Source organism: Duganella sp. S19_KUP01_CR8, from assembly GCF_036688705.1.
GTDB lineage: Bacteria > Pseudomonadota > Gammaproteobacteria > Burkholderiales > Burkholderiaceae_D > Rugamonas.
This window is the reverse complement of sequence record NZ_JAQQPR010000001.1, coordinates 196,471-215,591: the sequence shown is the minus strand read 5'-3', so window position 1 is coordinate 215,591 and position 19,121 is coordinate 196,471. Positions and strand designations below refer to the sequence as shown.

The 19,121-nt window shown below is 63.2% G+C and carries 15 protein-coding genes; 7 read left to right on the top strand and 8 right to left on the bottom strand.

Translation table 11 applies throughout. The features are described 5' to 3' along the window. Positions 1-46: 46 nt before the first annotated feature. From V6M89_RS00995 to xapA, 4 genes are all read right to left on the bottom strand, one after another. Positions 47-2,431 (bottom strand): aldehyde dehydrogenase family protein, encoded by a 2,385-nt coding sequence (locus V6M89_RS00995; protein WP_442881941.1) that lies wholly within the window; start codon positions 2,429-2,431, stop codon positions 47-49. 16 nt (positions 2,432-2,447) lie between these two features. Continuing rightward, a complete protein-coding gene (gene deoC, locus V6M89_RS00990) occupies positions 2,448-3,410 on the bottom strand; it encodes a deoxyribose-phosphate aldolase (protein WP_332851405.1) in 963 nt (320 codons plus the stop codon). After that, positions 3,407-4,600 (bottom strand): phosphopentomutase, encoded by a 1,194-nt coding sequence (locus tag V6M89_RS00985; RefSeq protein WP_116992523.1) that lies wholly within the window; start codon positions 4,598-4,600, stop codon positions 3,407-3,409. The genes deoC and V6M89_RS00985 overlap by 4 nt, the downstream gene beginning before the upstream one ends. 142 nt (positions 4,601-4,742) lie before the next feature. After that, the gene (gene xapA / locus V6M89_RS00980; RefSeq protein WP_332851404.1) at positions 4,743-5,582 is read right to left on the bottom strand and encodes a xanthosine phosphorylase; all 840 of its coding nucleotides are present in this window, start codon (positions 5,580-5,582) and stop codon (positions 4,743-4,745) included. Positions 5,583-5,793: 211 nt separating this feature from the next. Here xapA and V6M89_RS00975 point away from each other — a divergent pair, with 211 nt between their 5' ends. From V6M89_RS00975 to V6M89_RS00965, 3 genes are all read left to right on the top strand, one after another. Beyond that, positions 5,794-6,936, top strand: a complete 1,143-nt coding sequence (locus tag V6M89_RS00975) for a carbohydrate kinase (RefSeq protein ID WP_332851403.1) — start codon at positions 5,794-5,796, stop codon at positions 6,934-6,936. Between the two features lie 11 nt (positions 6,937-6,947). Beyond that, the gene (locus V6M89_RS00970; protein ID WP_332851402.1) at positions 6,948-7,859 is read left to right on the top strand and encodes a pseudouridine-5'-phosphate glycosidase; all 912 of its coding nucleotides are present in this window, start codon (positions 6,948-6,950) and stop codon (positions 7,857-7,859) included. 108 nt (positions 7,860-7,967) lie between these two features. Next, positions 7,968-8,876: a LysR family transcriptional regulator gene (locus V6M89_RS00965; RefSeq protein ID WP_332851401.1), complete on the top strand. Its 909-nt coding sequence runs from the start codon at positions 7,968-7,970 to the stop codon at positions 8,874-8,876. 33 nt (positions 8,877-8,909) lie between these two features. Here the strand turns inward: V6M89_RS00965 and pcp are convergent, their stop codons facing one another. The 4 genes from pcp to V6M89_RS00945 form a co-directional block, all read right to left on the bottom strand. Next, positions 8,910-9,560 carry a pyroglutamyl-peptidase I gene (gene pcp, locus V6M89_RS00960; RefSeq protein WP_116992518.1) on the bottom strand — a complete coding sequence of 217 codons (651 nt, stop codon included), beginning with the start codon at positions 9,558-9,560 and terminating at the stop codon, positions 8,910-8,912. 60 nt (positions 9,561-9,620) lie between these two features. After that, positions 9,621-10,580: a DUF979 domain-containing protein gene (locus V6M89_RS00955; RefSeq protein WP_332851400.1), complete on the bottom strand. Its 960-nt coding sequence runs from the start codon at positions 10,578-10,580 to the stop codon at positions 9,621-9,623. After that, positions 10,577-11,284, bottom strand: coding sequence for a DUF969 domain-containing protein (locus V6M89_RS00950; RefSeq protein ID WP_332851399.1), 708 nt, complete (start codon positions 11,282-11,284; stop codon positions 10,577-10,579). Before V6M89_RS00950 ends, V6M89_RS00955 begins: the two co-directional genes overlap by 4 nt. 74 nt (positions 11,285-11,358) lie before the next feature. Further along, entirely contained in the window at positions 11,359-13,674 is a 2,316-nt protein-coding gene (locus tag V6M89_RS00945) for a TonB-dependent receptor (RefSeq protein WP_332851398.1), read from the bottom strand. Positions 13,675-14,217: 543 nt separating this feature from the next. Here V6M89_RS00945 and tal point away from each other — a divergent pair. The 4 genes from tal to V6M89_RS00925 all read left to right on the top strand — a co-directional run bounded on the left by tal (position 14,218) and on the right by V6M89_RS00925 (position 19,119). Beyond that, positions 14,218-15,309 (top strand): transaldolase, encoded by a 1,092-nt coding sequence (gene tal, locus V6M89_RS00940; protein ID WP_332851397.1) that lies wholly within the window; start codon positions 14,218-14,220, stop codon positions 15,307-15,309. 120 nt (positions 15,310-15,429) lie between these two features. Then, entirely contained in the window at positions 15,430-16,425 is a 996-nt protein-coding gene (locus V6M89_RS00935; protein WP_332851396.1) for a BMP family lipoprotein, read from the top strand. Between the two features lie 88 nt (positions 16,426-16,513). Continuing rightward, positions 16,514-18,043: an ABC transporter ATP-binding protein gene (locus tag V6M89_RS00930; protein WP_332851395.1), complete on the top strand. Its 1,530-nt coding sequence runs from the start codon at positions 16,514-16,516 to the stop codon at positions 18,041-18,043. Then, positions 18,040-19,119, top strand: coding sequence for an ABC transporter permease (locus tag V6M89_RS00925; protein WP_332851394.1), 1,080 nt, complete (start codon positions 18,040-18,042; stop codon positions 19,117-19,119). The genes V6M89_RS00930 and V6M89_RS00925 overlap by 4 nt, the downstream gene beginning before the upstream one ends. Positions 19,120-19,121 lie beyond the last annotated feature (2 nt).

Sequence of the window (19,121 nt, the reverse complement as noted above, 5' to 3'; positions counted from 1 at the left end):
CGGCTGGGGTCTGACCCCGATGGGGTCAGACCCCTACGTCTTAGGGTTAAACGCCGTATGGAATCCAGACGTTTTTAACTTGCGATGCGTGCGCCAGTACTGCGCGGCCGCCCGATTGCGCGGTGCTGTACCAGTCGCGGCCCTTCGCGCCGCCGACCCAGGTACGCTTCAGCGAAGCAGCCGACAGGCGCTCCACTTCCGCACAGCCCTCAGCCGAACCGTCATGACGCCATACCGCGTCGATGTCCGAGTGCGTCGCCAGCGTGCGCGCCAGTTCATCGGCCGAACCGGTGACGATGTTGACCACGCCGTCCGGCAGGTCCGACGTATCGAACACCTGATACAGATCGGTCGCCGACAACGGATGCGCTTCCGACGGCACCACCACCACGCGGTTGCCCAGCGCGATGGCCGGCGCCACCAGCGAGATGAAGCCCAGCAGCGGCGACTCGTTCGGGCAGACGATGCCGATCACGCCGACCGGTTCGTTCAGCGCCACGGTGATGCCGTGCATCGGCGGCTGGTGCGCCAGGCCGTCGTACTTGTCGGCCCATGCCGCGTAGTAGAACAGGCGCTCGATCGAAGCCTGCACTTCTTTTTCAGCGTTCTTGGAACCGGTCATCGCGGCGATGCGGGCTGCGAATTCCTCGCCGCGCGCGGCCAGGTTTTCAGCGATGTAGTACAGAACCTGCGCGCGGTTATGCGACGTGGCTTTCGCCCAGCCGCCGGCCTTGTGCGCCGCTTCGACTGCATTGCGGATGTCCTTGCGATTGCCTTCGCCGACTTCGCCGATGAAGGCGCCGTCAGCACCGTGGATCGCGCGGCTGTAGGCGCCGTCAGGGCGGGCTTGCTTGCCGCCGATGTACAGCTTGGCGGTGCGGTCGATGGCGAAGGCGCCGCCTGCTACCGGTGCTGCAGCCTTGGCTTTGGCCTTGGCTTCCACCACAGGCGTCGCAGGGCGCGCATCTTCCGATTTGGCGGTCAGGTATTCGTACATGCCTTCACGGCCGCCTTCACGACCGAAGCCGGATTCGCGGTAGCCGCCGAAGCCGCAAGCGGCGTCGAACTGGTTGGCGGTGTTAATCCACACCACGCCGGCCTTGATCTGCGGCGCGACGTCCAGCGCCAGCGAGATGTTCTCGGTCCAGACGCAAGCGGCCAGGCCGTAGACGGTGTTGTTCGCCAGTTGCACGGCTTCCGGCGGAGTACGGAAGCTCATCGCCACCAGCACTGGGCCGAAGATTTCGGCTTGCGCCACGGCGGCGGAAGTCGATGCGCCGGTGATCAGCGTCGGCGGGAACCACGAGCCGTTGGCAGGAATTTCGCATTTAGGCTGATAGACATCGCAACCTTCGGCGCGGGCCGATTCCACCAGGCCGGCGATGCGCTGCTGCTGCACCGGATCGACCAGGGCGCCGATGTCCATCGACTTGTCCAGCGGCGAGCCGAGGGTCAGCTTGTCCATGCGGGCGCGCAGCTTGGCCAGGAATTTATCCTGCACCGATTCCTGCACCAGCAGGCGCGAACCTGCGCAGCATACCTGGCCTTGATTGAACCAGATCGAATCGACCAGGCCTTCAACAGCGGCATCCAGGTCGGCATCATCGAAGACGATGAACGGCGACTTGCCGCCCAATTCCAGCGACAGCTTCTTGCCGCTGCCTGCGGTGGCAACGCGGATCAAGCGGCCTACTTCGGTCGAGCCGGTGAAGGCCAGCTTGTCGATACCTGCATGGTTGACGATGGCTTCGCCCACGCGGCCGTCGCCGGTGACGATGTTGACCACGCCGGCAGGCACGCCGGCTTGTACGCAGATCTCGGCGAACAGCATCGCGGTCAGCGACGTGAATTCGGCCGGTTTGAAGACGATGGTGTTACCAGCGGCCATGGCCGGCGCGATTTTCCACGACAGCATCAGCAGCGGGAAATTCCAAGGCACGATCTGGCCAACCACGCCGACGGCGCGGTAGTCCGCGAATTCTTCGGCTTGCAGCTGCGCCCAACCGGCGTGGTAGTAGAAGTGACGCGCCACCAGCGGCAGGTCGACGTCGCGGGTTTCGCGGATGGTCTTGCCGTTGTCCAGCGTTTCCAGCACGGCGAACAGGCGCGCGTGCTTCTGCATCAGGCGGGCCAGCGAGTACATGACCTTGGCGCGGCCATGGCCGCCCAATGCCTGCCAGCCCGGCTGCGCTGCGCGCGCGGCCGCCACGGCGCGATCGACGTCGCTGCCGGTGGCTTGCGTCAGGTCGGCCAGCCTGGACGCGTCGGAGGGGTTAGTCGAGGCGAACAACTCGCCCGGCTCGCTCCACTGGTTGTCGATGAACAGGCCGAAGGTGCGGCCGTGCTGCTCCAGCCACGCTTGTGCTTCTTTCGTGCTTTCCGGTGCTGGGCCGTATTCCATGGTGTTCAGGATCTCTTTGATGGTTGGCATGACTTGTCCGTATTCTTTATGGTTGCGCATGGCGGTGTGCGGCGGAGTAGTTGCCGGTCACATAGTGCTCAAGCTGGCGTTCGATGTCGGTCAGCAGGCTGGATGCGCCGATGCGGAACAGGTGTGGCTCCAGCCACTCGTTGCCCAGTTCTTCCTTCATCAGCGACAGGTACTGCAGCGCGGCCTTGGCCGTGCCGACGCCACCCGCTGGCTTGTAGCCGATCTTGAAGCCGGTCTGCTCGTGGTAGTCGCGAATCGCGCGCACCATCGTCAGCGATACCGGGATCGTCGCGTTGACCGGCTCTTTACCGGTCGAGGTCTTGATGAAGTCCGCACCAGCCATCATGCAAACCCACGAAGCCTTGGCCACGTTTTCCAGCGTGACCAGTTCACCGGTCGCCAGGATCGCCTTGACGTGCGCTTCGCCGCAAGCCTTGCGGTAAGCCAGCATCTCGTCGTACAGCGCTTGCCAGTTGCCGGTCAAGACGTGCTGGCGGGTGATGACGATATCGATCTCGGTCGCGCCTGCGGCCACCGACAATTCAATCTCGCGCACCTTGGTTTCCATGCTGGTCAGGCCAGCCGGGAAGCCGGTCGATACGGCGGCGATCGGCAGGCGGCCTTGCAGCACCTGGGTCGCCGGCTTGATCATCTCGTGGTACACGCAGACGGCGCCGGTGGTCAGCTTGTAGTCCTGCAGGCCCAGTGCCTCGACCAGGTCCGAACGCAGCGGACGCATGGCCTTCATGCACAGGCGCTCGACGCGGCCCGGGGTATCGTCGCCGGACAGCGTGGTCAGGTCGATCAGGCCGATGGCCTTGACCAGCCAGGCGGCCTGGTATTCCTTCTTCACCGTGCGGCGGTTCGCCAGACTGGCGGCGCGGCGATCGGCAGCGCTCTTGTTGATGTGGATGTGATTGATCCAGCCCAGGTCCAGCGGGACCGCTTCGTTGCGTTTGAAGTCGGTAATGATGGTCATAACAGATTGCTTCCGTGGGAAAGTGGTTTGACGCCGAGGTGGTGGGCCAGCGTCTGGCCGATATCGGAGAAGGTTTCGGAGATAGGCAGCTTCTGCGCCTTCACGCCCGGACCGAAGAAGATCATCGGGATATGCTCACGGGTGTGGTCGGAGCCCGGCCAGGTAGGATCGCAGCCATGGTCGGCGGTGATCACCACCAGGTCGCCCTCTTTCAGCTTGGCGATGAATTCCGGCAGGCGCGCGTCCATCTCGTGCAGCGCGTTCGAGTAGCCGGTGACGTCGCGGCGGTGGCCGAAAGCCTGGTCGAAGTCGACGAAGTTCACGAAGGTCAGCGACTTGTCGCCGGCTTCTTCTTCCACCTTCATCAGCGCGTCGAACAGCGCCATATTGTCTTTACCTTTGACCATGCGCGATACGCCCTGGGTCGCGAAGATGTCGCTGATCTTGCCGAGGGCGATCACTTCGCCGCCGTCGTTCTTCACGTGGTCCAGCAGCGTAGGCGCCGGCGGTGCGACCGCGTAGTCGTGACGGTTGGTGGTGCGGGTGTAGTTGCCGTCCGCGCCGGTGAACGGACGCGCGATCACGCGGCCGATGTTGTACGGCTCGACCAGCTTGAAGGCGATCTCGCAGATTTCATACAGGCGCTCCAGGCCGAACGATTCTTCGTGCGCGGCGATTTGCAGCACCGAGTCGGCGGAGGTGTAGATGATAGGCTTGCCGCTGGCGACATGCTCGTCGCCGTGCTTGTTGATGATCTCCGTGCCCGATGCGTGGCAGTCGCCCAGGAAGCCCGGCACGCCGGCCAGCTGCTGCAGCTTGGCGGTCAGCTCGGCCGGGAACGATGGCACGGTTTTCGGGAAGTAGCCCCAGTCGAATTCCACCGGCACGCCGGCGATTTCCCAGTGGCCGGACTGCGTGTCCTTGCCGGTCGAACGTTCGCGCGCCGCGCCGTAGGCGGCGGTGAAGCCTTCGCGCTGTGCGAAGCCGGCGGCCCACTGGCCGCTGGCGGTATGGGCGGCCGCGGCCAGGCCCAGTTTTTCCATGGTCGGCAGCGACATCGGCTTGCCGCTCTTGGCGGCCCACTCGGCGATGTGGCCGAAGGTGTTGGCGCCGACGTCGTTGTACTTCGCGGCATCGGGCGTGGCGCCCAAACCAAACGAATCGAGCAAGAGGATAAATGCGCGTTTCATAATTTCGAACTCCGGTTCCGTCATTCCCGCGCAGGCGGGAATCCATAGCGACTGGGCTAGGATACTCAGCATGGATCCCCGCTTTCGCGAGGATGACGCGTTAACAATGCAAAAGGGGCGGTCCAGCCGCCCCTCGGGAATCTTACGCCTGCGGCGTTTTGGCCACGTTGGCCAGGAAGCCCAGGATCACTTCAATCAGCGAGGTCGCTGCGACAGCCGCGTATTTCAGCGTCTGCTCGTGCGACAGCGGGAACGGCGACAGGCCTTCAGCCAGGTTGGTGATGGCCGACACGCCGACCACTTTCAAACCGCAATGACGAGCCGACACCACTTCCGGCACCACCGACATGCCGACCATGTCTGCGCCCAGCGTCTTGAAGGCGCGGATTTCGGCAGGGGTCTCGAAGTTAGGACCGGCGTAGGCGATGTACACGCCGTCGTGCAGGGTGACGTTCTTCTCTTTGGCCGAGGAGTGCAGCAGCGCTCGCAGGTCGGCGTCGTAGGCGTTGGCCATGCTGAAGAAGCGCGGACCGAAACGCTCGTCGTTCGGGCCCATCATCGGGGTGCCCGGCAGGTAGTTGATATGGTCGGTCAGCGCCACCAGCGAGCCGGCGTCGACTTCGGTGCGCAGCGAACCTGCGGCGTTGGTCACGAACAGCATCTCGCAGCCCAGCAGCTTCATGGTGCGCACGGCGCTGGTCATCACGCCCAGGCCGTAGCCTTCGTAGACGTGGCCGCGGCCCTTCATGCACACCACCGACACGCCCGACAGGGTGCCGATCACCAGTTCGCCGGCGTGGCCGTGCACGGTGCTGATCGGGAAACCTGGCAGTTCATTGAAACTGATGGTGACCGCGTCGGTCATTTGTTCCGCCAGCACGCCCAGGCCGGAACCCAGAATCATTGCGATGCGCGGCTTGAAGCCCGCAGGGACACGGGCGCGAATGATGTCAGCTGCCTGGAATGGGGAATTATTAGACATGGTTATCCTCTGTTTTTCTGTTGTGGCTGGGGAAGCTGACACTATGCATCATCGTCCATATGTATGGCAAATACCATTTTTCTTAAGCATTTATACTAAAGCGATATAAATCAGGGGTATTATAAAACAAGGCAAACTTAGCCGCAGTGCGTGATTGACTTGATTTGAACAAATGTTTACCATGATGGACAAATGTTTTAGCGAGTAAGCCGTGACCGATTCTTCCAAGAAGGACCAGCTCTACCAGCTGATCCGCGCCAATCCCTTCATTTCCCAGCAAGACCTGGCCGTGGAACTGCGCCTGTCGCGCTCCGCCGTGGCCGGCCATATTGCCGGTTTGATACGCGAACGGCGCCTGCTGGGCCGTGCTTATGTACTGCCGGACAAGCGTCCGGTGATGTGCATAGGCGCCGCCAACCTGGACCGCAAGCTGCGCACCATCGCCGCCATGCAGCTGGGCACCTCCAATCCCGCCACCGCCGAGGAAGTCTACGGCGGCGTGGCCCGCAACATTGCCGAGAACCTGACGCGCCTGAACCTGCCGACCGCCCTGCTGACCGCATTGGGTGACGATGTCGCCGGCCGCAGTCTGCAAGACCATGCGGAAGGCGCCGGCATCGACACGCGCGGCAGCCTGAAACTGCCAGAGACGCCGACCGGCACCTACACCGCCATCCTCGACGACGCCGGCGAACTGGTGGTGGCGCTCGCCGACATGGCGCTGTACGACCGCATTACGCCCGACTACCTGGCCAGCCGCCAGCCGCAGCGCTCCGCCGCCGCGATGACGGTGGTCGACCTGAACCTGCCGGCCGACAGCATCGCCCTGCTGCTCGACAGCGCCCGCGCCGACAACGTGCCGCTGGTGATCGTCGCCGTATCGCAGCCGAAGATGGCGCGCCTGCCGGACGACCTGAAAGGCTTGCGCCTGCTGATCCTCAATCGCGGCGAACTGGAAACCCGCGCCGGCCGCGCGCTGCCGACCGAAGCCGACGTGCGCACCGCCTGCCGCGACGTGCTGGCCCAGGGCGCGCAGGACGTCATCGTCACCTGCGGCAGCCAGGGCGTGTTCCACACCCGCGACGGCGAGCTGGTTTGGCTGGCGGCGCACCAGGTGGACGTGGTCGACGTCACCGGCGCCGGCGACGCCTTCTCGGCCGCCGTCTGCTGGTCGCTGTACCAGGGCAGCCAGGATCTGACGCTGGCCTGCCGCCGCGGCCTGAAGGTGGCCGCGATGACGCTCGAATCCCAGGAGACGGTGTCGCCGATGCTGGCCGCCGATGTCCTCGACGAGATCCACGACTTCGACCTGTCGGCGGAATACAACCCGCCGCTCTTCCCCAACAAGGCATAAGGAATCCCACCATGCACCAATATCTGCTGTTTTCGCCCGAAGTGGCGGCAGCCCGCGCCGCCGGCAAACCGGTCGTCGCGCTGGAATCGACCATCATCTCGCACGGCATGCCCTACCCGCAGAACGTGCAGATGGCGCGTGAGGTCGAACAGATCATCCGCGACGGCGGCGCCGTGCCGGCCACCATCGCCATCATCGGCGGCAAGATCTGCATCGGCCTGTCGGAAGAACAGCTGGAACTGCTGGGCACTTCGCCCGACGCCATGAAGGTCAGCCGCCGCGACCTGCCCTACGTGCTGGCGCAGGCCAAGCTGGGCGCCACCACCGTGGCGGCCACGATGATCTGCGCCGAACTGGCCGGCATCTCGGTGTTCGTCACCGGCGGCATCGGCGGCGTGCACCGTGGCGCGGAAACCAGCTTCGATATCTCGGCCGATCTGCAGGAACTGGCGCAAACCTCGGTGGCGGTAGTGTGCGCCGGCGTCAAGTCCATCCTCGACATCGGCCTGACGCTGGAATACCTGGAGACCCACGGCGTGCCGGTGGTCAGCGTGGGCCAGCGCGGCTTCCCCGCCTTCTTCACGCGCGAGAGCGGCTTCGACGCCGACTTCCAGCTCGACACGCCGGCCGAACAGGCGGCCTTCATCCACACCAAGTGGCAGTTGGGCCTCAAGGGCGGCGTGGTGGTCAGCAATCCTGTGCCGGCGGCCGAAGCGATGCCGAAGGCGGAGATCGACGCCATCACCGCGCAGGCCTTGCAGGAAGCCGATGCGCAAGGCGTCACCGGCAAGAACGTCACGCCCTTCCTGCTCAGCCGCATCAAGCAGCTGACCGAGGGCCGCAGCCTGGCCACCAATATCGCACTGGTGAAGAACAACGCCCGTTGCGGCGCCGCGCTGGCGGTGGCCATGCTCACCACCTGACCCGTCATTCCCGCGCACGCGGGAATCCATGCTGAGCGTGCCGGCCGGCGTTCCATGGATTCCCGCCTGCGCGGGAATGACGGTGGATCGCTCATTAGAGAACTCGCCATGTCCATCGATCTGAAACAACTAAAGTACTTCCTCGCCGTCGCAGAAGAAAAGAGTTTCAGCCGCGCCGCCGAGCGCCTGCACATTTCGCAGCCGCCTTTGAGCCAGCAGATCATGAAGCTGGAAAGTGAACTGGGCGTGAAGCTGTTCGCCCGCACCACCCGCACCTTCGAGCTGACGGTGGCCGGCAAGGCGCTGATGGGCGAAGCGTCCGACCTGCTCGGCAAGATGCGCATGACCATCGACACCATCCGCCAGATCGACCGTGGCGAAGTGGGCCGCCTGCGGGTGGGCATCGTCGGCTCGGCGATGTGGGGACCGATACCGAGTTTGCTGGAAGAGTTCCAGACCAAGTTCCCGCGCGTGAGCTGGACCCTGCACGAACTGGGTCCGACGCTGCAATACGATGCGCTGCGCGCCAAGCAGATCGACGTCGGCTTCTGGCGCGAGCCCAAGCTGGACGAGGATGACCTGAAGAACGACAACCTGCGCCAGGAGCTGTGTTTCCGCGAGGACGTGTGCGTGGCCATCAACGAGCATCACCCGCTGGCCAAGCAGGAAGCGATCGAACTGACCGACATCGCCGACGAGCCGATGCTGACGCTGGCGTTGGACAAGTCGTCCTTCCCGCGCTACCTGATTCAATGCTGTGTGAAGGCCGGCTTCCAGCCGACCATATTCCAGGAGGCGTCCGAGCCGCAGACGCTGCTGGCGATGGTGGGTGCGGGCCTGGGTGTGGCGCTGCTGCCGGAGACCACCAGCCGCATCGGCTGGCCGGGCGTGGTGTTTCTGCCGATTCGTACCAATCCGCCGTCGGCGAACCTGTACATCACCTACACCACGCTGGACGACGCGCCGGTGGTGCGGGCTTTCCTGAATATCCTCAAACCCGTCAAGCCTGGGGTCTGACCCCGTACGGGGTCAGACCCCTTCGGTTTGGGGTTAGTGGGTCACCCCGCCCGCCTCGCGCATGTCCACATCGTGGGCCAGCGTGGTGCGGATGGCGATGCGCAGGCCTTCGACCATGTCCTCCAGCTTCATGCTGGCCGAACCCGGATGCGCGGCGGCCTGCTGCGGCAAATACGGAATGTGTATGAAACCGGCCCGCATGGTCGTGCCCCACTCGTGTGCCTGATGCATCAGGCTATAGAACACGTGGTTGCACACATACGTACCCGCCGTCTGCGACACCGACGACGGCAAGCCCGCCTCGCGCAGCGCATGCACGATGGCCTTGATCGGCAGCGTGGCAAAATAAGCCGCAGGGCCGTTGGTGACGATAGGCTGGTCGACGATCTGCCGCTTCTGGTTATCGGCGATAGGCGCGTCATCGATGTTGATGGCGATGCGCTCCACCGATAAATCGACCCGGCCGCCCGCCTGCCCCACCGCGATCACGATGCTGGGCTGGAGCTCTTCCACCGCCTGGTGCAGCACCTTGCTGGCCTGCCCGAACACGCACGGCAACTGGCGCGAATGGACCACGAAGTCGCCTTCGTGCCAGCCCTGAAGGGTGCGCACCGCTTCCCACGAGGGGTTGATGGTCTCCTTGTTAAACGGTTCGAACCCGGTCAACAATATTATCTTTTTCATCTACATGTACTCCGTTTGCTGCGCTGTTTGTGCGCTACTCTACTCCAACTCACGTGCACGTCACATGTTCATCAGAAAATAAAGAAGTACAATATTAGCAAGCAATAGCGGCAACGCGGTGCCCACTTGAATCTTCACCACGGCGTTTTTATCAGGTAGTTCCAGCAGCGCTGCGGGCACGATGTTGAAGTTGGCGGCCATGGGCGTCATCAAGGTGCCGCAGTAGGCGCTGAACATACCGATCGCCGCCATCACCGCCGGATTGGCGTGGTACACGCCGACCAGCACCGGGATGCCGACGCCGCCCGCGATCACCGGAAACGCCGCGAAGCCGTTGCCCATGATGACGGTGAACAGCGCCATGCCGATGCAATACACCGCCACCGCCACCAGCCGCACATCGAGATTGATGTAGGACGTAACCACGTGCGCGACAGCTTTGCCCATGCCGGCCTCGGTGAACAACAGGCCTAGCACCGCCAGCATATGCGGCAGCACCACCGCCCAGCCCAGGTGATCGATCAGGCGGCGCGATTCGCGCATCGCCTGCATCGGCGTGGAGCGGGTCAGCCAGCAAGCGGTGGCCACCGCGAACAGCGAACCGCAACCGAGGCTGACCAGCGTGGCATTCTTCGGATCGAGCAGCAGCAGCAGGCCGCCAAGGTGCACATCCTTCAGCAGAGTGGAACCGATCACCGTCGTCGCCGGGATGATCAGCGCCGGTATCAGCAAACGATGGCCGAGCCGCTGCGCGCTACCCTTGCGCTCTTCCTGCGTGCGGTCGCCGTAGCGGCCCAGCGCCACGCCGCCGAAGCCGGCGATCAGCGCCATCACCACCATCAGCACACCCGCAGCCACCGGCGGCAACTGCTCGCCGGCCAGGTAGACCACGGCGTACAAGGCCCAGAACAAGGCGCTGGAATAGCGCCTGGGGTTGTGCTGGTCGGTCAGCGACATGTACGAGACCAGCAGCAGCATCGCGCCCAGCACGTAGTAGAAGTATTCGAGCTTGAGTATCATGCCGGCTCCTTCACCGCCAGCATGGCGCGGGCAATATGCGCATCCAGCCGGTGCAGGCGCCACGAATGGATAAGGAAAGCCGTCACCGCGGTCGGTATGCCCCACAGCGCCATGTGCAGCGGATCGACCTCCAGCCCCTCAGCGCGCAGGATGGTCTGCATCAGCAAGATGGCGCCGAAGGCCACGAACACGTCCTCGCCGAAGAACAGGCCGACGTTGTCGGTGGCGGCGGACATGGCGCGGATACGGTGCCGCAGTTCCTCGGTCAGCGCCGGGTAGCGCACTTCGGCGGCGCCCTCCGCCATCGGCGCGATCAACGGACGCACCATGTTCGGGTGGCCGCCGATGCTGGTCAGGCCGAAGGCGGCGCTGATCTCGCGGATCGCCAGGTAGACGATCAACAGGCGGCCGGTGGTGGCGGACTTGATGCGGGCAATCGACGCCTGCGCATGCTCCTTCAGGCCGAAGCGCTCCAGCAGGCCGATGGCCGCCAGCGGCAGCAACAGGATCAGCGGCAGGTTGCGGGTTTTGATGAAGGCCGTGCCCAGCGTGGCGAGCAGCTTCTCGACCGGCATGGCGGCGGCGATGCCGGTGACGGCGCAGGCGGCGATCACCACCAGCACCGGATGCGCGCGCAGGGCGAAGCCCAGGATGATGACGGCCACGCCGAGCAGCGGCCACAGATTGACGACGGTATGATTCACGAATCAGGCTCCATCCATAAAAAAAAATCCCCGCACATCTTACGATGCGCGGGGATTTTCAGATAGCGGTCAATTTAGAAGTTGACTTTGAAGGTGCCGCCCCAGGTGCGCGGCTCGTTCAACATACCGGTCAGGTTGTCGAAGTCGATGGCGCCGAGGATCACACGCTTGTCGGTGATGTTGCGGCCGAACAGCGCCACTTCATACTTGCCGTTGCCCCACTTGTAGCCGGTGCGCACGCCGCCTTCCGCCAGAGGCTTGGCCTTGTACTCAGGCGCCTCGTACAGGAAGAAGTTGTAGCTGGTGCGGTAGGTCCAGTCGGTGTAGGCATAGAACTCGCCGTCGCCGATTTCCCTGCTGTACTTCAGCGTGAAGTTCAGCTGGGTCTTCGGCGCGCGTGGCAGCGGGTTGCCGTCGATCTTGGACGTGCCCGGGAACGGGCCGGCCGCGTTGGTCGGCGTGCAGCCGTACGGGTTAGGCGCGGTGTTCGGCAGATTGCCGCAGTACTGCACGAACAGGTTCTTGTCCTTGATCTCGGTATCGTTGTAGCTGCCGCCCAGGGTCATGCTGAAACCGTCGCTCAGGTTAGCCTGGAAGTCCACTTCAACGCCCTGGCCGGTCACTTTTTCAGCGTTGATCAGCTGGTTCATGTTGATCGTGCCGCTACCGGCGGTCAGCTGCTTGTCCTTGACGCGGTACTGGAACACCGAGGCGCTCAGGCGGGCGCGCTTGTCGAACAGGTCCTGCTTGATACCGGCTTCATACGACAGCGCTTTTTCGGCGCCGGCGAACGATGGCTTGTCGCCCAGGCCATTCAAGCGGCCCTGCATCGACGGCGCGCGGTAACCGGTGGCCACGCGGGCGAACAGGTTGGTGGTCTTGTCCAGCTCATAGGTGCCGCTCAGATCCCAGCTCATGTTGTGCGAGGTGTTGTCGATCCCGAACGGACCGGACATCGCTGGCGGTTCGTAGCGCACGGCCGAGAATTCCTTCTTGTCGGTGGTGTAGCGCACACCGCCGCGCAGCTTCAGCTTGTCGCTGACGGTGTAGTTCAGCGAGCCGAAGGCCGCCCACGACTTGGCGTGCTGGAACTGCTGCGCGTAGGCGGCGTTCTGCGGATTGCCAGGAGCGAAGGTATTAAAGCTGATCGAGTCGATCTGGATGTCTTCGTTGAAGAAGAACATGCCGCCGATCCACTGCAGCGGGCCCTTGTAGTTCGACTCGGCGCGGAACTCTTGCGAGAACTGCTTGTGGTTAGGCAGCAGGTCGGCCGTTTCGACCGCGAACGGGATGAAGCCCGGACCGTACGGCGGCGCGTACGACGCGCCGTAGCCGCCGTCAACGTCGGCGCGGCTGTTGAACTTCAGCGTTTCGTAGCCGGTGATCGAGTGCAGCGTGATGTCGTCCAGGTTGTACTTCAGGCGGATGTTGCCGCCCTTGGTGGTCAGCTTCTGGTAGTTGATGCCGTCGCTCGGGTAGGAGCTGTAGTCGAAGCCGTCGACCAGGTCGTTGGTGCCCTTCTTGATGATGTTGGCGCGGAACAGCGTGGCGCTGCCGTGATAGTCGCGCTCGTGGTAGTTGAACAGCGCGCTGAAGTCCTTGCTCGGCTTGACCAGCGCTTGCAGGCGGAAGGCGTTGTCGCCGTAGCCTTCGAAGTCCTGGGTGCCCTTGTTCGGGGTTGGATTGGTGTTGTGCACCCGGTCGCCGCGGTGCTGGCTGGTGCCGGAGAAACGCAGCGCAACGGTATCGCTGACCGGGATGTTGAACATGCCTTCGGCGGTCTTGGACGAGTAGTTGCCCACGCCCAGGGTCAGGTAGCCCTCTTGCTTGAAGACCGGCTTGGCCGAGTCGAACTTGATCACGCCTGCAGGCGAGTTGCGGCCGAACAGCGTGCCCTGCGGGCCGCGCAGCACTTCAACCTGGTCCACGTCGAACACAGGGAAGCCCTTCAGCATGGCGTTTTCCTGGACGATGTCATCCATCACCAGGCCCACAGGCTGGGAAGCGTTCAGGTCGAAGTCGGTGTTGCCCAGGCCGCGAATGTAGAAGCGCGGGAAGGTGCGGCCGTAGTCCGATTCCACGTTGACCGACGGCGAACGGCCGGCCAGGAAACGGATGTCGGCGGCGCCCGAGGTCAGCACGTCGAGCTTGTCGCCTTTCAGCGTGGCGATCGACATTGGAACGTCCTTGATGTTTTCCGCGCGGCGTTGCGCGGTCACGATCACGGTTTCCAGTTGGCCTTTGGTGGCGGTATCCGGGGCGTCGGCTGCCGGCTGGCCAGCTGCAACGGCGGCCGCTTCGGCGGCCATGGCCGCGTGCAGGGGGAATGCGCTTGCAACTGCCAGCGCGATCAGCGATCGCACTGCGTAACCACTACTTTTTTTGCTCATGAGTCCTGCTCCCTATTGTGTAGGCAAGGTTGAAATATCAATCCAGAATCCCGCCCTCACTGCGGATTGCAGCGGGCGATGTCTTTGTTTTCATTGGTAAAAATGTATCGGAACTACTATGTTTCGCATAAGAATATGCAAACTACCAACCATGCTAGCATGGAAAAAAATGACAGAAACTCACTTTCTGAGTGATTCGATTCATATCAATTTTATATAAATAGCTAAATAAAATCGAATTTGCCGTACATATCCACGCTGATGCATAGTAGTGGACGGCCTCCAAAACAGGCCGCCAGGCACGGGACAACCACCCCGCTTGCAGGTAAATTGTTGATTTCCAAGTCAAAGCCGAATGTCTCGAAAGCCCCGGTTTATGCGGAAAATTATTTATCCAACAAGCAGGAAATTTTTCCAAACGGACAAAAAAGCAACAGCACAAAAATATTAAATTCGGCACTAACTGTTGCGGCAGTGCGACATGAACCCCAGCACTGTCCCCGGCACTGGTCGCCAGGACACAATCTTGGACGGAAGATGTAGATGAATAACATGCTCGAACACAGCCGCCTGCGCGCGGTCGGCGACCTGGGACAACAAATCTGGCTCGACAACCTGAGCCGCAACCTGCTCGCCTCCGGCCAGCTGGCGGAGCTGATCGCCGCCGACGGCATCCAGGGCCTGACGTCCAACCCGGCGATCTTCTACCACGCCATCCAGCACGACCCCGCCTACCAGGCCGCCCTGCCGCAGCTGCGCAGCGCGCTGGCGACGCCGGAAGCGCGCTTCGAAGCGCTGGTGCTGCCGGACGTGCAGCGCGCCTGCGACCTGTTCGCGCCGCTATACCGCGATTCCGACGGCCGCGCCGGCTTTGTCAGCTTTGAAGTGTCGCCGCGCCTGAGCCACGACATCGAAGGCACCATCGCCGCCGCCAAGCGCCTGTGGGCCGCCATCGCCCGGCCTAACGTGATGATCAAGATCCCGGCCACGCCGGCCGGCATCGCCGCGCTGGAGGAAGTGATCTACGCCGGCATCAACGTCAACATGACGCTGATCTTCACCGCCAGCCAGATCCACGCGGTGCGCGCCGCCCACCGCCGCGGCCTGGCGCGCCGCCTGCAGGACACCGCCTCGGTGCAGCGCATCGCCAGCGTCGCCAGCGTCTTCATCAGCCGCATCGACGTCGCCGTCGACGCCCTGCTGGAAAATTCGGCCGACAGCAGCGCCGTCGCCCTGCGTGGCCGTGCCGCCATGACCGCCGCACGCATCGCCTACCACGACTGGAAGAACGACGGCGGCTTCGCCGTGTTCGCCGCCTTCGGCGCCACGCCGCAGTGGCTGCTGTGGGCCAGCACCGCCACCAAGCACCCGGACCAGCGCGACGTGCGCTACGTCGAAGGCCTGATCGGCCCGCACACCATCAACACCGTGCCCGACGCCACGCTGGCCGCCTTCCGCGACCACGGCGAGGCGGTGGCCACGCTGCTGGACGCCGACATCGACGCAGACCGTGCCGTGATGGCCCAACTGGCGCGCCACGGCATCGATCTGGAAACGGTGGGCCAGCAGTTGCTGACCGCCGGCTTGCTGCAATTTGAACAAGCTTTTGACAAACTACTGGCGCTGACGGCGTAAAACGCCGGCAAACCCCGAGGCAAACCTCTAAAAATCAGGGGTTTGCAGCGATAAACCGCCGCCAACTTACATGTTTCGTCCAATAAAAATATACAATATCGATCTTCCAGGAGCCTATTCATGAAACTTTCACAACTTAGTTTGACGGTTGCAGCACTGTTTATCGCTGCCAGCGCGTCCGCGGCTGACCCAAAACTGGGTATCGTGTATGACGCAGGCGGCAAGTTCGACAAGTCGTTCAACCAGTCCGCTTTTGAAGGCGCCTCGCGCTTCAAGAAGGAAACCAACATCAATTTCATCGAGGTGCAAGCCTCCAGCGACACCCAGGCCGAACAGGTGCTGCGCGGCCTGGCCCGCAAGAACCTGGACCTGATCGCCTCGATCGGCTTCGCCCAGCAGGCAGCCGTGCAGAAGGTCGCCAAGGAATTCCCGAAAGTCCGCTTCGTGCTGATCGACGGCGTGGCGCAAGGCGCCAACGTCAACTCCATCACCTTCAAGGAAGAAGAAGGCTCCTACCTGGTGGGCGTGGCCGCGGCCATGGCTTCCAAGTCGAAGAAGCTGGGCTTCATCGGCGGCGTCGACATCCCGCTGATCCGCACCTTCGCCTGCGGCTACGCCCAGGGCGCCAAGGCGGTCAATCCGAAAATTGAAGTCAGCAACAACATGGTCGGCACCACCTCCGACTCGTGGAACAACCCGGCCAAGGGCGGCGAACTGGCGCGCTCGCAATTCGACCGCGGCGTCGACGTGGTGTTTGCCGTGGCCGGCGGTTCGGGCCTGGGCACGCTGCAAACCGCCAAGGAAAAAGGCAAGCTGGCGATCGGCGTCGACTCCAACCAGAACAGCCTGTACCCGGGCAGCATCCTGACCTCCATGGTCAAGCGCGTGGACAACGCGGTCTACGAGTCCTTCATGCAGATGAAGGCCGGCACCTGGAAGGCCGGCGTCACCGCCAAGGGCCTGAAAGAAGGCGGCGTCGATTGGGCGCTGGACGAGAACAACCGCAAGCTGATCACGCCGGAAATCGAAAAGCGCGTCATTGGTGCCCGCAAGGACATCATCGACGGCAAAGTAAAAGTCATCGACATCCGTTCGGGCGCTGCCTGCCCGGCCTGATACCCGTTTGAACATTGAGCGCGCCGCCGTGGGGTCTTCCCCATGCGGCGCGTTTAACATTGTATTTAACCGCACCGAAAACGATCCTATGCAGCCAGCAGTAGAATTTCGCGGCATCTCCAAACATTTCGGAGCCGTCAAAGCGAACACGGACGTCAACTTCACCATCGCCAAGGGTTCGATCCACGGCCTGGTGGGCGAGAACGGCGCCGGCAAATCGACCCTGATGAGCATCCTGTACGGATACTACCGCGCCGACGGCGGGGAGATCCTGCTCGATGGCCAGGCGCGCAACATCCGCAACAGCCAGGAAGCGATCACGCTGGGCATCGGCATGGTGCACCAGCACTTCATGCTGGTCGAGAACATGACCGTGCTCGATAACGTGATGCTGGGCAGCGAAGGCGGCTTCCAGCTGAAGTCCAAGCGCGCCGCCGTCGAGGCACAGCTGCGCGAGATCTGCACCCGCTACCGGCTCGACGTCGATCCGCTGGCCACCATCCACGACCTGTCTGTGGGCGCGCAGCAGCGCGTGGAGATCCTCAAGCAGATCTACCGCAGCGCCAACATCCTGATCCTGGACGAGCCGACCGCCGTGCTGACCGCGCAGGAGACCGAGTCGCTGTTCGAGATCCTGCGCCTGTTCAAGGAACAGGGCAAGACCATCATCCTGATCACGCACAAGCTGCAGGAGATCCTCGACATCACCGACACCGTCACCGTGATGCGCGGCGGCCGCGTGATCGGCGCCGTGGCGACCGCCGGCACCACCAAGGAAGACCTGGCCAATATGATGGTCGGCCGTCCGATCGAAAACAACCTGCCGCGCAAGCCGTACAACCCGGGCGCGCCGGTGCTGCACGTCGAGAACCTGCAACTGCAGGACGAGCAGCAGGTCAAGCTGCTGGCCGACATCGGCTTCACGCTGCGGGCCGGCGAGATCGTCGCGATAGCCGGCGTGTCCGGCAACGGCCAGAGCGAGTTGATGGAAATCCTGTCGGGCATGCGCCTGCCGACCTCCGGCAAGCTGGACTTCCTGGGCAAGGCGCTGCCGTTCGGCGGCCGCTCGGATGCCGACGGCCTGCCGCGCACCTTCCGCGACCTGGGCATTGCCCACATCCCGGAAGACCGTCTGCGCGACGGCGTGGTGAAGGCCTTCTCGGTCATGCACAACACCATCCTCGGCTACCAGGACAAGCTGAAAAACCGCTGGGGCCTGTTCGACTTCAAGGCCATCGCCGCGCGCTGCGCGCAGCTGATGCAGAACTTCGACGTCCGCCCCAACAACCATGACCTGCGTATCGGCCTGCTCTCCGGCGGCAACCAGCAGAAGGTGGTGATCGCCCGCGAAGTGCTGGCGCAGCCGAAGCTGATGCTGGTCGGCCAGCCGACGCGCGGGGTCGACATCGGCACCATCGAAAGCATCCACACGCAGCTGCTCGCCTTGCGCGACTCCGGCGTGGCGATCCTGCTGGTCTCCGTGGAGCTGGAAGAAGTGCGCGCGCTGGCGGACCGTATCCTGGTCATGTGCGGCGGCCGCATCACCGGCGAACTGAAAATTGAAGAATTCGACACGACCCGTATCGGCTTGCTGATGGGCGGGATGCACAAATCATGAATAACCACGACCTGCCACGCTGGGCTACCGCGTTTGTAATGCCCGTCCTGAACCTGTTGTCGGCCCTGCTGGTGGCCGCGCTGGTGATCTATCTGCTGGGCGAAAGCCCGGTCGAATCGATGGGCATCCTGATCAACAGCGCCGTCATCAATCCGGAAGGCTTGAGCTACACGCTGTTCTACGCCTCGACCTTCATCTTCACCGGCCTGGCGGTTTCGATCGCCATGCAGGCCGGCCTGTTCAACATCGGCGCCGAAGGCCAGATGTACTTCGCCGGCCTGGGCCTGACCCTGGCCATGCTGACCTTCGACAGCTCGCTGCCGATGTGGGTGCTGATCCCGATCGGCATGCTGGGCGCGGCGCTGTTTGGCGCGCTGTGGGCTTTCCTGCCCGGCTACCTGCAAGCGAAGCGCGGCAGCCATGTGGTGGTGACCACCATCATGTTCAACTACATCGCCGGCGCGTTGATGAACACCGTGATCGTCAAATACCTGGTGCCGGTGGGCGAGCAGAATCCGGCCAGCCGCGCCTTCAGCGCCGCCGCCGAAATGCCGCGCCTGAACCAGTGGTTCCCGGTGCTGGGTGAGACGCCGCTGAACATCAGCTTCTTCCTGGCGATCATCGCGCTGGTGATCTACGGCGTGATGGTGTCGCGTTCCTCGTGGGGCTTCAAGCTGCGCGCCACCGGCTTGAACAAGCATGCGGCGCACTATGCGGGCGTCCGCATCAGCAAGATGATCATCACCGTGATGCTGATCTCGGGCGCGCTGGCCGGCCTGGGTTCGGTCAACTCCATCATGGGTTCGACCCACTACCTGTCGCTGAACTTCGTCGGCGGCGCGGGCTTCGTCGGCATCGCGATCGCGCTGATGGGACGGCAGCATCCAGTGGGGATCTTCCTGTCGGCCGTGCTGTTCGGCGCGCTGATCCAGGGTGGCTTCGACCTGTCGCTGGAAAAGCAGAACATACCGCCTGAGACCTTCATCTTCATCCAGGGCTTGATCATCCTGTTCTGCGGCGCGATGGAAAACTTCTACGCTCCCGCCATTGCCGCCCTGATCAAACGGACCAAGTGAGA

Bases quoted from the DNA above. Each gene is read 5' to 3' on its own strand.
- V6M89_RS00945 (WP_332851398.1), bottom strand. From the start codon at position 13,674: ATGAGCAAAAAAAGTAGTGGTTACGCAGTGCGATCGCTGATCGCGCTG.
- V6M89_RS00970 (WP_332851402.1), top strand. From the start codon at position 6,948: ATGCACCAATATCTGCTGTTTTCGCCCGAAGTGGCGGCAGCCCGCGCC.
- deoC (WP_332851405.1), bottom strand. From the start codon at position 3,410: ATGACCATCATTACCGACTTCAAACGCAACGAAGCGGTCCCGCTGGAC.
- V6M89_RS00985 (WP_116992523.1), bottom strand. From the start codon at position 4,600: ATGAAACGCGCATTTATCCTCTTGCTCGATTCGTTTGGTTTGGGCGCC.
- V6M89_RS00935 (WP_332851396.1), top strand. From the start codon at position 15,430: ATGAAACTTTCACAACTTAGTTTGACGGTTGCAGCACTGTTTATCGCT.
- tal (WP_332851397.1), top strand. From the start codon at position 14,218: ATGAATAACATGCTCGAACACAGCCGCCTGCGCGCGGTCGGCGACCTG.
- pcp (WP_116992518.1), bottom strand. From the start codon at position 9,560: ATGAAAAAGATAATATTGTTGACCGGGTTCGAACCGTTTAACAAGGAG.
- V6M89_RS00995 (WP_442881941.1), bottom strand. From the start codon at position 2,431: ATGCCAACCATCAAAGAGATCCTGAACACCATGGAATACGGCCCAGCA.
- V6M89_RS00955 (WP_332851400.1), bottom strand. From the start codon at position 10,580: ATGATACTCAAGCTCGAATACTTCTACTACGTGCTGGGCGCGATGCTG.
- V6M89_RS00925 (WP_332851394.1), top strand. From the start codon at position 18,040: ATGAATAACCACGACCTGCCACGCTGGGCTACCGCGTTTGTAATGCCC.
- V6M89_RS00965 (WP_332851401.1), top strand. From the start codon at position 7,968: ATGTCCATCGATCTGAAACAACTAAAGTACTTCCTCGCCGTCGCAGAA.
- xapA (WP_332851404.1), bottom strand. From the start codon at position 5,582: ATGTCTAATAATTCCCCATTCCAGGCAGCTGACATCATTCGCGCCCGT.
- V6M89_RS00930 (WP_332851395.1), top strand. From the start codon at position 16,514: ATGCAGCCAGCAGTAGAATTTCGCGGCATCTCCAAACATTTCGGAGCC.